Here is a 14,125-nt window from a genome sequence, read left to right as displayed (position 1 = left end):
CCGAGCGTGATTCGCACGATTCCGCCAGCCGGATTCCTCCGCATACGGGATCGCCGGCTCACGGATCAACACCCCGCCTGCAAATGAAAAGGCAGGCCGCATGGCCTGCCCTTCATGGTCAGATGTCTGTATTACTTATTGTAGTTGACGATCGCCGCAAAGTCCGCCTTGAGGGATGCGCCGCCGATCAGACCACCGTCGATATCCGGCTTTGCAAGCAGCTCCTTGCAGTTAGACGGCTTCATCGATCCGCCATACTGGATACGGATTTTCTCAGCCGTATCGGTGTCATAGATCTCTGCGATGGTATCACGGATTGCCTTGCAGACCTCCTCAGCCTGGTCAGCCGTTGCCGTCTTGCCGGTTCCGATTGCCCAGATCGGCTCGTATGCGATGACCATGGAAGCCGCCTGCTCCTTTGTCACTCCCTGGAGATCAGACTTGATCTGAAGGCGGATCCAGTCGAGGGTCACACCTGCTTCTCTCTGCTCAAGCGTCTCGCCGCAGCAGAGGATCGGTGTCAGGCCATGCTCAAACGCCTTCAGAACCTTCTTGTTCAGGAACTCATCTGTCTCATTGAAGTACTGACGTCTCTCGGAGTGTCCGATGATGACCCACTTGCAGCCTGCATCGACAAGCATGTTCGGGGAAATCTCACCAGTGAAGGCTCCCTTCTCCTCGATATACATATTCTCAGCGCCAACCGTGACATTTGTTCCCTTCACAGCCTCGACGACCGGGACAATATCAACTGCCGGTACGCAGTAAACAACATCGGTATCAGCCCCGGCAACAAGCGGCTTCAGGGTTTCAACCAGAGCCTTCGCCTCGGTCGGAGTCATGTTCATCTTCCAGTTGCCGGCAATAATCTTCTTTCTAGCCATGGCTTTATAATCTCCTTTTACTACAATCAAATGTCTTTCACTTCGAATAATCTCTATTGATTACTCTGCATCGTCAGCAGCGACAACGCCCGGAAGATCCTTCCCCTCCAGGAATTCAAGAGAAGCTCCGCCGCCGGTAGAGATATGCGTCATCTTGCTGCCATAGCCAAGCTGGTTGACTGCTGCCGCAGAGTCGCCGCCGCCGATGATGGTGACTGCATCTGTCTCTGCAAGTGCCGCAGCAACTGCCTTTGTTCCCTTTGCAAGAATCGGGTTCTCGAACACACCCATCGGTCCGTTCCAGACGACCGTCTTTGCAGTCTTCACTGCATCCGTGTAAAGAGCTACCGTCTTCGGTCCGATATCCATCCCCATCTTGTCAGCCGGAATCTTGTCTGCATCGACAACCGCTGTCTCAATCTCCGCATCGATCGGTTCCGGGAAATGATCGGTCACAACCGCATCGACCGGGAGAAGAAGTTTCTTGCCAAGCTTCTGCGCCTTCTCAATCATCTCCTTGCAGTAATCAACCTTCGTCTCATCAAGCAGAGAGGTTCCGACCTCGTATCCCTTTGCCTTCAGGAAGGTGTACGCCATTCCGCCGCCGATAATCAGCGTATCGCACTTCTCAAGCAGATTGGAGATAACGTTCAGCTTATCAGCAACCTTTGCGCCGCCAAGAATCGCGACAAACGGGCGCTTCGGATCGTCGACCGCATTGCTGAGATACTTGATCTCCTTCTGCATCAGATAGCCGACGACGCAGTCGCCCTTGATATACTTTGTGACACCGACATTGGAGCAGTGTGCTCTGTGAGCAGTACCGAAAGCGTCATTGACAAAAACATCTGCCAGAGAAGCAAGCTCCTTGGAGAATTCCTCGCCGTTCTTCGTCTCTTCGGCTCTGTAACGGGTGTTCTGAAGCAGAATCACATCCCCGTCCTTCATGGCTTCGACAGCTGCCTTTGCGTTCGGGCCGACAACATTATCGTCCGCTGCAAACTTTACTTCCTGTCCGAGCAGCTCGCTCAGGCGTGCAGCAACCGGAGCCAGGGAAAGCTTCGGATCCGCAACTCCCTTCGGTTTCCCGAGATGAGAGCAGAGAATGACCTTTCCGCCATCTGCAATCAGCTTCTTGATCGTCGGAAGTGCTGCTACCAGACGATTCTCATCCGTAATCTTGCCATCCTTCAGCGGAACGTTGAAGTCGCAGCGGACCAGAACTCTCTTTCCTTTTACGTTGATGTCATCAACGGTCTTTTTTTTCAGCATGTCAGTATGCCTCCTTTTTGAATACCAGACCAGCAGCCCCTTTCTGCCTTCTCCCCTGAGCGTCATTCTCCTGATGAAAACAGGTGCAGGGCTGGTGTCCTGTCATGTTCTTCCTGAAACCGAAGAAAAGGTCCGGTCCTTTCAGACCGGACCTCCTCAGGTCTTATCGTAATTCAGTTGAGATTCAATTACTGAAGCTCAGAGAAGTACTTGATGGTACGAACCATCTGGCTGGTGTAAGAATTCTCGTTGTCATACCAGGAAACAACCTGAACAAGCGTCTTGCCGTTGCCCATATCAAGAACCTTTGTCTGGGTTGCATCGAAGATGGAACCAGCCCTGCTGTTGATGATATCGGAGGAAACGATCTCATCGGTGTTGTACTCGAAGGACTCGGTGGACTCCTTCTTCATCTGAGCGTTGACATCATCTGCAGAAACCACTCCGTCGACAACAGCGTCAAGGATGGTGGTAGATCCTGTAGCGACCGGTACACGCTGAGCTGCGCCGTTCAGCTTTCCGTTCAGCTCCGGGATAACCAGGCCGATTGCCTTAGCTGCGCCGGAAGAAGCCGGAACGATGTTCTGAGCTGCTGCACGGCTGCGGCGAAGGTTACCCTTTCTCTGCGGTCCGTCAAGAACCATCTGATCACCGGTGTAAGCATGAACGGTGGTCATGAATCCGGACTCAACCGGTGCCAGATCGTTCAGAGCCTTTGCCATCGGTGCAAGGCAGTTCGTTGTGCAGGAAGCTGCGGAGATGATGGTATCGGAAGCCTTCAGAGTCTTGTGGTTGACATTGTAGACAATGGTCGGAAGGTCATTGCCTGCCGGAGCAGAGATGACAACCTTGCGGGCGCCTGCATCGATATGAGCCTGAGCCTTTGCCTTGCTGGTGTAGAAGCCGGTGCACTCCAGAACGACATCGATCTTCAGCTCGCCCCAAGGAAGATCCTTTGCATCCTTCTCCTTGTAGATCTCGATCTCCTTGCCGTTGACAATAATGGAATGATCGGTAGACTCAACAGTGCCCTCATAATGACCATGAGTTGTATCATACTTAAGAAGGTAAGCAAGCATCTCCGGGCTGGTCAGATCGTTGATTGCGACAACATCATAACCCGGTGCCTGGAACATCTGACGGAATGCAAGGCGTCCAATACGGCCAAAGCCATTGATTGCAACTCTTACTGCCATAATTTAATCCTCCTGGATAAAGAAAAACTATAAGTTTTCTGTCGAGCCGCCATCATAACCGCAAGCAGTCCACGGCGCTCAACCTGTTAAATATTCTACATTCACTTTTCCGAAAAATCAAGTATATGCCCGAAGTTTCCGGACGTCCTGCTCAAGGATTCTCACGGTCTGCGTGATCTCCTCTTCCGTATTAAACGCGCCGATGCTAAACCGCACACTGCTTCTTGCCTGTGCATGATTTCTTCCGATCGCAAGCAGTACATGAGAGGGATCCAGCGAACCGGCGGAGCAGGCACTCCCGGAAGAAGCACAAATTCCCTGCATGTCAAGCAGCGCCAGCAGTGCCTCTCCGTCCACTCCCTCAAAGCAGAAATTCGCGTTGCCGGGCAGCCTTCTTAATTCCGGGAAACGCTCATTCTCAGCTGCAGCCGGTCCGTTCAGAAGCGTCCCCGGAATCCTGTCCATGACCTGCCTGATCAGCTGGCTGCGGAGACGTCTCTCCTGCTTCATCCGGTCTTCCATCTGCCCGCCTGCAGCCTCCGCTGCCTTCGCGAATCCGACGATTCCCGGAACATTCTCGGTTCCTGCCCGCTTTCCGCGCTCCTGACCGCCCCCGTGAATCAGGGCCGGCAGCTGAATGCCTCTCCTGATATACAGAAATCCCACGCCCTTGGGGCCATAGAGCTTATGGCTGCTGGCGGAAAGCAGGTCAATGTACATGTCCCGCACACTCACCGGAATCTGTCCATATGCTTGGACAGCGTCTGTGTGAAACAGGATGCCGTGATCGTGTGCGATTTGTCCGATTCTGGCAATCGGCTCAATTGTGCCGATTTCATTGTTTGCAAGCATCACAGAGATCAGCACCGTCTCTTTCCGGATCGCCCGCTCTACATCCTCCGGATTGATAAACCCTTCCTTGTCCGGCTGAATGAACGTGACATCCGCCCCCATTTTCTGCAGCCACTCACAGGTGTGCAGAACAGCATGATGCTCAATTGCCGTGGTGATGATATGAGGCGGTTTTTCTCTGCCTTTGTCCAGCGCCAGTTCAAACACACCTTTGAGGGCCCAGTTGTCCGCCTCGCTTCCCCCGGAGGTAAAATAGATCTTGTCCCTGTCCGCCCCGATCAGATCTGCAATCGTCTTTCTGGACCGCATGACCGCACTGCGGCAGAGTTGCCCGGCTTCATACACCGCCGAAGCATTGCCATAAGTTTCTGTAAAAAACGGCAGCATAACCGAGACTGCTTCCGGAAGTGTCCTTGTTGTTGCTGCATTGTCCAGATAGATGAATTCCGGTTTATCCCCGCTCATCTCTTTCCTCCTGCAGCACAGCCAGGCAGCTCATCCGGATGACCGGTTCGTGCCTTTCTCGATTCTTTGACAAGCTCAGACAAATAGATGCCATCGACTGTATCCGTGATCGCCGTATTGATTTTCTCCCAGACATACTTTGACACGCACATCTCTGCCCCGGCACAGCCGGTCTCCTTCCCGGCCGATTCCGACTTCAGGCCCGGGCAGGAAACCGCATCTGTACTGCCCTCGCAGGCTCTCAGCACATCTCCGACCGAGATTTCAGAAGCATCCCGTCCAAGTCTGTAACCTCCCTGCGCTCCTCTGCTTGATGTGACAAGGCCGGCCTTCTTCAACGAGGATGCCAGCTGTTCCAGGTAGGACTCCGAAATACTCTCCCTGCGGGCAATGCTGCTCAGGGAGACCGTCTCCTCATCCATATGAGATGCAAGATCAATCATAGCCCGAAGGCCATATCTGCCCTTCGTGGATAATTTCATGCTCGTTCTTTCCTCCGATATTTTAATCCTAGTAATTTACTTGGAATTAAAAAAATATATCACAGGACATCCGCAGCGTCAAGGAAGAAGAGGGGCATCGAGGTTTCCCCCGCTGCCCCTCTTTTTTACTAATCCTTCTTCTTACCCCTGCTTACCAGCCCAGCAGGTGATCGTACAGCTCCTCATACTGTTTTGCGGAAGTCTTCCACGAGAAATCCTTCGCCATTGCGCGGTCGATCATCTTGTTCCACTCTCTTCTGCGGTTATAGAAGACGTCCATCGCGTACTTGATCGTGCCAAGCATCTCATGAGCGTTATAGTTTGCAAATGAGAATCCGGTTCCGGTCGACTCATATTCATTGTAAGGCTCCACCGTATCTTTCAGTCCGCCCGTCTCCCTGACAATCGGGATGGTCCCGTAGCGGAGGCTCATCAGCTGGCTCAGCCCGCACGGTTCAAACAGGGACGGCATCAGGAATGCATCACAGGATGCATAGATCTTGTGGCTCATCGCTTCAGAATAATATATGTTCGCCGAGACCTTTCCCTGATACTTCCACGCGAAATGGCGGAACATATTCTCATATCGTTCCTCACCTGTTCCAAGCACGACAATCTGCAGATCCTGCTGGCAAATCTCGTCCATCATGTACGCAATCAGGTCAAAGCCCTTCTGATCTGTCAGCCTCGAAACAATGCCGATCATGAACTTCCGGTCGTCCTGCTCAAGCCCAAGTTCCCGCTGCAGCGCCCTCTTGTTCTTGATCTTCTCCTTACGGAAATTTCTTGCATTGTAAGGCTGCTCGATAAACTGATCGGTCTCCGGATTGTACTCATCATAGTCAATTCCGTTCACAATTCCGCTCAGGCAGTTGGAGCGCGCACGCATCAGGCCATCCAGACGTTCCCCATAGAACGGCGTCTTAATCTCCTCCGCGTAAGTTCTGGACACCGTCGTGATCCAGTCTGCGTAGACAATACCGCCCTTCAGGTAATTGGCATCCCCGTATGCCTCCAGCTTATCCGGTGTAAAATAAGACTTGTCCAGTCCTGTAATGTCCTGAATGGTCTTCACATCCCAGACGCCCTGGAACTTCAGGTTGTGAATGGTCATGATTGACTTCATGTTCCGGTAGAAATCTCCCTGATGGAAGCTGTCCTTCAAGTATACCGGCACAAGTCCAGTCTGCCAGTCGTGGCAGTGGACAATATCCGGCTGAAATCCGATGACCGGAAGCGCAGAGAGCGCCGCCCTCGAGAAAAACGCAAACTTCTCCACATCCTGATAGATATTTCCATAGGGCTTCGGGCCTGCAAAATAGTACTCGTTGTCAATGAAATAGAAATGTACACCCTGGTATTCCATCTCCAGGATACCGACATACTGACTTCTCCAGGACAGATCCATATAGAAGTGGGTCAGATACTGCATCTTATCCTTCCACTCCTGTCTCATACACATATACTTCGGAAGGATCACGCGGCAGTCATACTTCTCCTTGTCGAAGCACTTCGGCAGCGATCCAACCACATCGGCAAGGCCCCCGGTCTTGATAAACGGCACGCCCTCCGATGCCACAAACAGTATCTTTTTCATGCTGATATCCTCCAATCCTTTCCGGGATTTTCATGTTCTATTTCCCATATCATAACTCATCTGAACAAATATATCCACACTTGATCTTACTTCCAGAAGAAATCCGAAAAAAGTCCCCGGAAAATCTCTTCTCCGGGGACACCTCTGTCCTTCTTCCTGATCACGGTATCAAACTTCTGCAATAGCCTCGATCTCGCACCCTACGCCAAGCGGAAGATCCTTCACCGCCACGCAGCTGCGTGCAGGCTTCGAAACAAAATACTTCGCATAGACTTCGTTGAATGCCTTGAAATCTTTAATATCTGCAAGGAAGCAGGTTGTCTTGACAACCCTCTCAAAACCGCTTCCGGCTGCCTTCAGAATCTCCCCGACATTCCTGCAGCTCTGCTCAGCCTGCGCTGCGATATCCTCCGCGAACTTTCCTGTCTGCGGATCAATCGGTGTCTGTCCGGACACAAATACGAGTCCTCCGGTCACGATCCCCTGGGAATAAGGGCCGATTGCCGCCGGTGCCTTCTCTGTCGATACAACCTTCATCATTCTGCCTCCTTTTTCTTTATAGAACCCTGCAGCAATTATACCCGCCTCCACAGCAGAAAATCAAGCTCCCTCTTTTCACTGACAGACAGACGCTGTATCATCATGTCTGAATGGCGGCCAGGAATCATCATATCGGCGGGCTGCATCTTTCAAAACGGGAGGGTTTTCTATATGGATTCTGCTGCAGTTCTGTATCTGGTTGTGCTGAATATCATCACGTTGATTGCCTACGGCACCGACAAGTACAGGGCCGTTCACAATCAGTGGCGGATTCCGGAGAAAACACTGCTCATCCTGGCAGCCGCCGGCGGCAGCATCGGGGCGCTGGCAGGCATGTACCTCTTTCATCATAAAACGAGGAAACTGAAGTTCTCCATCGGTGTCCCATCGATCCTGGTGATTCAGGTCATCCTGTTCCGTCTGCTGCAGGCCCGTATCATGGAATGAACTGAAAAAAGGGATGCTGCATGGTATCCATGTACCATGCAGCATCCCCTTCTCTGGCTTCAAGCCCTGATCATACAGTTCTTACTTCTGAAGCTGAGCAGCAACCTCTGCCGCAAAGTCCTCGTTCTTCTTCTCCAGCCCTTCGCCGGTCTCAAAACGGACAAAGCCCTTGATGTTGATCTTTGCGTTCTGAGCCTTCGCTACAGAAGCGACATACTGAGCAACAGACTGCTTTCCGTCCTCAGCCTTGACATACTCCTGATCAAGCAGGCAGATCTCCTTGAGCTCTTTCTTCAGACGGCCCATCACCGCACCGCTGATGACCTTCTCCGGCTTTCCTGCCATCTTCGGGTCATTCTTTGTCTGCTCCGTCAGGATAGCAATCTCATGATCCTTGTAATCCTGCGGAACCTCTGCATCGCTGGTATATTTCGGATTCAGAGCTGCGATCTGCATCGCAATGTTCTTGCCCATCTCCCGGACAGCCTCGTTGTCCACATCAGACTCAACATCGACCAGAACGACAATCTTACCATTCATGTGCGTGTAGCCGGTAACAAAACCGTTCTGCTCTTCCAGCTGCTGGAAGCGGCGGATCTTCAGGTTCTCACCGATGACGGCGATCATGCTTGCATTGTACTCTGCAACCGTCTTTGTCGGATCAGCCTTGCTGGTCTCAGCAAGGAATGCGTCGATATCTGCGGCCTTTGTGCCAAGTGCCTGATCTGCAATGGTCTTGACATAGTTTCTGAATTTCTCGTTCTGAGCAACGAAGTCGGTCTCGGAGTTAACCTCAACCGCAACACCCTTCTTGGCGTCATCGGAGACAACGATCATGGAAAGGCCTTCGGAAGCAATTCTTCCGGACTTCTTTTCTGCCGTTGCAAGTCCCTTCTTCCGGAGCCACTCGACTGCGGCTTCCTTGTCGCCGTTTGTTGCGACAAGCGCCTTCTTGCAGTCCATCATACCGGAACCGGTCTCTTCTCTCAGTTCTCTAACCAGAGCAGCTGTGATAGCCATATATATCCTCCTTCAGTATGAGATGCGGAAGTACGCAGGTCTTCCGCGCCTGTTCGTTTTGAAATGAATGATCAAAGGCATCCCTTACTCGGCTGCTACTGCATCAACCGGCGCTGCCTCTTCCTCAGCCTCGGCCGTCTCGCCCTCAGCCTGCTCCATACCCTGGCGTGCCTCGATGACTGCATCCGCCATCTTGGAGACAATCAGCTTGACGGCGCGGATTGCATCGTCATTGCCCGGGATGACATAATCAAGATCCTCCGGATCACAGTTGGTATCGCAGATGCCGATCAGCGGGATTCCCAGCGCGTGAGCCTCCTCCACGCAGATTTTCTCCTTCTTCAGGTCGACAACGAAGATCGCATCCGGAAGCTTCTTCATCTCCTCGATGCCGCCGAGGTTCTTCTCCAGCTTGTCAAGCTCCTTCTTCAGCTTGATGACTTCCTTCTTCGGCAGAACATCAAATGTCCCGTCCTCTTCCATCTTCTTGATGTCCTTCATGCGCTTGATGCGGCTCTGAATGGTCTTGAAGTTGGTCAGCATACCGCCGAGCCATCTCTCATTGACATAGAACTCTCCGCATCTCTCAGCCTCTGCCTTGATGGAGTCCTGCGCCTGCTTCTTGGTTCCGACAAAGAGGATGCTTCCCCCGTTTGCAACGATGTCTCCGACAGCATTATAAGCGTCATCGATCATACCGACCGTCTTCTGAAGGTCAATGATATAGATGCCGTTGCGCTCTGTATAGATATACGGAGCCATCTTGGGGTTCCATCTTCTTGTCTGATGTCCGAAGTGAACGCCTGCTTCCAGCAGCTGCTTCATAGAAAGTACACTCATGTCATATCTCCTTTGGTTTTGTTCTTCCGCACGTTTCAGGTCTGTGAAAGCCCGGATGGGCACCCTTCGCAGAATCCGCATGCGTGCTTTTTCGCAACTTTTTCAGTTTATCATTGTTTTCTTTGCTGTGCAACCTGTTTCTTACACAGTTTCTGCGCAGTTTCTGCGCACAGTTTCCACTGTCGTCCCCGGCGTCCCCTGCAAATATCCTGCACAATTGCCACATAAGATTTTCATTCCCGTCTCAGTGCATTGATCGGATCCATCCTGGCTGCTTTCTGTGCCGGCAGAAGGCCGGATATGACACCGATCAGCATGGATATCAGAACAGCGCCTGCCGACCACGGGATAGAGATCGCGACCGGAATACCGGAAAAGCGATTGATCAGGTAAGAAAGCAGGACACCGACTCCGACACCGATCAGACCGCCCATCGTTGTCAGGACAGCTGCCTCCGTCAGAAACTGTCCAAGGATGGCACTCTGCCTCGCACCGATGGCTTTCTTCAGGCCGATCTCCGCCGTCCGCTCCGTAACAGAGACGAGCATGATATTCATGACACCGATTGCCCCGACCAGGAGCGATATTCCTGCGATCCAGATCAGCTGCATATTGGCTGCAGCTGTAAGCTTCTGCTGACTCTTGACAATCCCGAGCAGATCCTCCGCCTGGTACTTTGGTGTGTCATCGGAAGTGCTGGTGATCGTCTGGTTCAGGATCTTGGCTGCTGCCCCGCCGGCAGTCGTCATATCGTCCGTAGAGGTTGCCCTTACAATCACATTTTCCGGTTCGTCGTAATTGAACACAATCGGCCAGTCCGCCTTCGGAATAAAAAACAGTCCGTTCGAGTTATCCTGGTTGTTGTAGTAATCCTCCACTGTCTGGATATCGGGTTCGTAGTCGTCCGGCTCATACATGACGCCGATCACCGTAAATGGCTGTCCCATGAACTCGACCGTTTTACCGAGCGGATCCGTATCCGGGAACAGTTTCTGTGAAGCGACCTGATCGAGGATCATCACCTTCCTGAACAAAGTGTAGTCGCTCTCCAGAAATGCTCTCCCGGTTTTCAGGCGGTACCCGACGGTGTCAAAGTAGACATCGTCCACACCGTACATATTGAACTGGCTGACAGAATTATCTCCATAGAAGACGGAGCTGTCCGTCACAAACCGTTTATTGTAGAGGGTGACCTGTTTCACCGTCTTCAGATCCGCGATCTTCTGTCTGGTCTCGTCCGCAATCGGCTGTATATTCTGCGGCACAGAGGATGCGTCGTAGATGCTCAGCTCCTGTCCCCCTGAAGAAAGACTGACCTTCACCGTGTTGTTTCCCGAGCCCACCAGCTTGTCGCGCAGCGCGTCATTTGTCCCCTTGATCGTGGATACAATTGACATGATGGACGCAATTCCGATGATAATCCCGAGCATGGTCAGAAACGAACGCATCTTGTGCGAAGCGATTCCACGGAATGCAAGTCTGATATTCTCAAGCATGTATTTCACACCCCTTCAGCCGACGCCGTAGTAGCTTCCGCTGACTGCACTCAGCGTCTCGACTTTCTTCGTCGGCGCGCCGTCCTTCACATCGTCTCCATATGGAAAAGCGATGTAGTCATCCGAATTGAGTCCGGACAGAATCATTGTGAGCCCATATCCTGTATCCTTGGTCTTCACATATTTTCTCGCAAGCCTGTCATCCTTCCCGCGCACATAGCAGAAACTCTTACCGGCAGAGTCCGTCCGGATCAGATAAGGTGGAAGCATCAGGCCCGATTCTGTATCCTGGGATGTCACGCTCAGCTCGACAGTCGATCCCGCTGTCAGCCCTTCTGCATCGTCAATATACGCCAGGAACGGATACTGGGAGGAATTCTGGTCATTCGTCGAATCATAGTAGTACATATTGCTTTCGGAGTCGGACGGGTATTTGGAGATCTCCGTGATTTTCGCTGAAAACGTGCTTCCGGTATCCCACGAGGTTCCTGAAATCATATCCCCGACCTTCAGGCTGTCGAGTGACCGCTCACTCAGCGTTCCCTGGACATACATACCAGCCTTTCCGGTGATGACAATGAACCCGCCAGAGGACGGCTGCTCCGTCGTTGTTCCTGCCTGCTTCACAATTCCATCCATCGTGGCCGTGACCGTCTCGTTTTGGAGGTCTGCGTCATATTCCTTGATCGCCAGGTTTGCCTCCCGGATCTGAAGCTGGCACTCGACAATGTCCTTTTTCTGCTGCTCGATCGCCTGCTGAAGCTCCTGCGCAGTCGTTCCGCCGCCATCGCCGCCGTCATCACCCGGGAAGCCCGGTTCTGACATTTCCATCTCTGTCTGCGGGATCGGGTTCTCCGGGAACAAAGTCTGCCCATTCAGGTTCAATGTCTGAATCAGCCCGGTGAAATAGGCTCCGTAACTCTGGTCGCCAAACGAGGGATCATTGAGCGCGGAGAATTCTGTTGAAAAAACGATGTTTCCGTTTTCATCAACCGTACACGCGCTGCTCTGCAGCTGATAATAGGCATCCGCCGCCGCATGGATTTTGTCAGAAACCGCACTGACGGCTGCCGAATCGTAGGCACCGGACGGGTTCATCTGCCCCGGGAAAATCTGCCGGACCGCATTGATGAACTGATACACGCAAAGTCTGTCATAGGCCTGCTGGAGAACCGTTGCGGTTGCATTGCCCGTCATCGCCGCGACCCGGCTTTTCACAGCATAGGTTGTTACCGTCCTTGATGCTCCGAAAAAGTCTGTCACAGTTGTTTCGCCGCTGTCGGCCAGCTTTGAGCGGAACAGCTCAAACGCCTCCTGAAAGACTGCGGCGGCCGCGTCGGATGAAAGGTTGTCAAAGCCTTCATTCGCCAGGCCCGTCAGGCGGTTCACATCGGACAGGAAGGTATTAACCGCTGTCAGCGTATCCGGATCTGCCTCCTGTGTGCTGTCGCTGTCATCCTGGATGACGGTCTGCCCATCCCCCGGCAAATCATCACTGCCTTCGTTCCCCGGGTCTATGATGACCTGGTTACCGGTGTCGTCACCATTCCCGGAGACAACCGCTCCATCGTCTCCGGACACTGCTTCGGGCTTCTCTGACGCCGGATTCTGTGCCTGTACACTGCCGGCAGCATCCTGGTTCTGACTGCCCTCTGCAGAAGAATCCCCTGCAGACGTCCCCTGACCGGAAACGACTGTGTCCGCAGCCTGTGTCAGTGTACTGTCTTCGTCCTCCACATCGGCACTGTCATCATCCGAATCTGCATTCGACGAATCGGCCCCGTTGAAAAACTGGTATTCATCCCCGCTCCCGTAGTTTGCCGGGAGTCTGCCGCTCTGCATCGTTGCCAGGTCCTTCTGCATGCTGGTCAGCGTCAGCTCAAGTCCCTGCCTTGTCAGGTCCTGTGCTTCACGCTTGAGCTTGTCAAGATCCATGTCATAGGTCATCAGCTTGTCGCCCTTCTTGACCTTGTCTCCCTGCTTTACATAAACCTTCCTGACTGTATGCGATGTATCAAGCTCCACGGACTGTGTATCCTTTGAGATAATGGTTCCGTAGAGGGTACTGGCAGCCCCCATGCCCCCCATTGAAGCCTCATTGACACTCGGAACCGATACAACCTCGACCGGCTGAGCCTTTTTCTTCATCCCCATCCCGATTCCATAAGCCGTTCCGACAATCAGTGCCGTTCCAGCCGCGATGGAAATGATCAATCCCTTTACCTTCATGATGGCTCCTCCTTTGTCAAAGAGCCGTGTCTGAGCCGATCCGCCGAGCGCTGTCTCATTCTGGCAAGCGCCTCCTCTGCTTCTGCCTCCGCTTTCCGCTCCGCCTGCTGCGCTGCATTGACCTGTCCGTTCCGCTCTGAGATCACACCATCAAAAATGTCGCAGACTCTTCTTGCATAGGCTGCAATGTCAGGCGAATGCGTGATCATAATCACGGTGACCCCCTCCTCATTCAGCTGCTGGAACAGCTCCATGATCTGGAGACTGGAATGAGAATCCAGGGCACCGGTCGGCTCGTCCGCCAGGAGAACCCCCGGGCGGTTCACCATCGCCCGGGCAATTGCAACCCTCTGCTTCTGGCCGCCTGAAAGCTGTCCCGGGGTAAATAAAACCCTGTCGCCCAGCCCGACCTTCTCCAGCGCCTCGCGTGCTCTTTCCCTGCGCTCCTTTTTCGGCACCTTTGCATAGACAAGCGGCAGAGCAACATTCTCAAGCGCTGTCTCCCTCGCAAGAAGCTGGAAATTCTGGAAAACGAACCCCAGGTTCATGAGTCTGATCTTCGCGAGCGAATTGTCGTCCTTTCCAAGCACATCTTCCCCATTGAGTTCATATGTCCCTGAATCGGGTCGATCCAGGCAGCCGATGATATTCATGAGGGTTGATTTTCCGCTGCCGGAAGGTCCCATGATGGCGACGTACTCTCCTTTTTCTACATGGAGCGATACATCGTGGAGCACAGGGACATCCAGCTTGCCTGTATGGTAGGCTTTATTGATATGTTCTAACTTCAGGATCAATTGAATGC

General features: G+C 52.8%; 12 protein-coding genes and 1 pseudogene. 1 reads left to right on the top strand and 12 read right to left on the bottom strand.

Features of this window, described 5'->3' with window-relative positions; genetic code table 11:
• Window positions 1–131: 131 nt before the first annotated feature.
• The 7 genes from tpiA to ACTQ1N_RS05340 form a co-directional block, all read right to left on the bottom strand.
• Complete coding sequence (tpiA, locus tag ACTQ1N_RS05370; RefSeq protein WP_320808974.1) at window positions 132–884, bottom strand: triose-phosphate isomerase; 753 nt, start codon at window positions 882–884, stop codon at window positions 132–134.
• Window positions 885–944: 60 nt separating this feature from the next.
• Window positions 945–2,156, bottom strand: a complete 1,212-nt coding sequence (locus tag ACTQ1N_RS05365) for a phosphoglycerate kinase (RefSeq protein ID WP_441955361.1) — start codon at window positions 2,154–2,156, stop codon at window positions 945–947.
• Between the two features lie 188 nt (window positions 2,157–2,344).
• Window positions 2,345–3,352: a type I glyceraldehyde-3-phosphate dehydrogenase gene (gene gap / locus ACTQ1N_RS05360; RefSeq protein WP_441955359.1), complete on the bottom strand. Its 1,008-nt coding sequence runs from the start codon at window positions 3,350–3,352 to the stop codon at window positions 2,345–2,347.
• A gap of 117 nt (window positions 3,353–3,469) precedes the next feature.
• Entirely contained in the window at window positions 3,470–4,669 is a 1,200-nt protein-coding gene (locus ACTQ1N_RS05355; RefSeq protein WP_441955357.1) for a cysteine desulfurase family protein, read from the bottom strand.
• Window positions 4,666–5,151 (bottom strand): RrF2 family transcriptional regulator, encoded by a 486-nt coding sequence (locus tag ACTQ1N_RS05350; RefSeq protein ID WP_441955355.1) that lies wholly within the window; start codon window positions 5,149–5,151, stop codon window positions 4,666–4,668. Before ACTQ1N_RS05350 ends, ACTQ1N_RS05355 begins: the two co-directional genes overlap by 4 nt.
• Before the next feature lie 151 nt (window positions 5,152–5,302).
• Entirely contained in the window at window positions 5,303–6,748 is a 1,446-nt protein-coding gene (gene glgA, locus ACTQ1N_RS05345) for a glycogen synthase GlgA (protein WP_154523886.1), read from the bottom strand.
• Window positions 6,749–6,916: 168 nt separating this feature from the next.
• Window positions 6,917–7,285 carry a RidA family protein gene (locus ACTQ1N_RS05340; protein ID WP_441955535.1) on the bottom strand — a complete coding sequence of 123 codons (369 nt, stop codon included), beginning with the start codon at window positions 7,283–7,285 and terminating at the stop codon, window positions 6,917–6,919.
• Between the two features lie 174 nt (window positions 7,286–7,459).
• Here ACTQ1N_RS05340 and ACTQ1N_RS05335 point away from each other — a divergent pair, with 174 nt between their 5' ends.
• Window positions 7,460–7,735 carry a DUF1294 domain-containing protein gene (locus ACTQ1N_RS05335; RefSeq protein WP_441955352.1) on the top strand — a complete coding sequence of 92 codons (276 nt, stop codon included), beginning with the start codon at window positions 7,460–7,462 and terminating at the stop codon, window positions 7,733–7,735.
• Window positions 7,736–7,816: 81 nt separating this feature from the next.
• Here ACTQ1N_RS05335 and tsf read toward each other — a convergent pair whose 3' ends face one another.
• From tsf to ACTQ1N_RS05310, 5 genes and pseudogenes are all read right to left on the bottom strand, one after another.
• Window positions 7,817–8,755: a translation elongation factor Ts gene (gene tsf, locus ACTQ1N_RS05330; protein WP_441955350.1), complete on the bottom strand. Its 939-nt coding sequence runs from the start codon at window positions 8,753–8,755 to the stop codon at window positions 7,817–7,819.
• A gap of 84 nt (window positions 8,756–8,839) precedes the next feature.
• Window positions 8,840–9,595, bottom strand: coding sequence for a 30S ribosomal protein S2 (gene rpsB / locus ACTQ1N_RS05325; protein WP_441955348.1), 756 nt, complete (start codon window positions 9,593–9,595; stop codon window positions 8,840–8,842).
• 233 nt (window positions 9,596–9,828) lie between these two features.
• Complete coding sequence (locus tag ACTQ1N_RS05320; RefSeq protein ID WP_441955346.1) at window positions 9,829–11,091, bottom strand: ABC transporter permease; 1,263 nt, start codon at window positions 11,089–11,091, stop codon at window positions 9,829–9,831.
• A gap of 15 nt (window positions 11,092–11,106) precedes the next feature.
• A complete protein-coding gene (locus ACTQ1N_RS05315) occupies window positions 11,107–13,320 on the bottom strand; it encodes a hypothetical protein (RefSeq protein WP_441955344.1) in 2,214 nt (737 codons plus the stop codon).
• 125 nt (window positions 13,321–13,445) lie between these two features.
• A pseudogene (locus tag ACTQ1N_RS05310) lies at window positions 13,446–14,117 on the bottom strand (ABC transporter ATP-binding protein); the annotation flags it as partial.
• Window positions 14,118–14,125 lie beyond the last annotated feature (8 nt).

Origin of the sequence: Porcincola sp. LCP21S3_C12, from assembly GCF_052118625.1 — a bacterium.
In the GTDB taxonomy this organism is placed as follows: Bacteria; Bacillota; Clostridia; order Lachnospirales; family Lachnospiraceae; genus Porcincola.
Note: the sequence above shows the minus strand (reverse complement) of the source record. Positions and strands in the feature narration are given on the sequence as shown.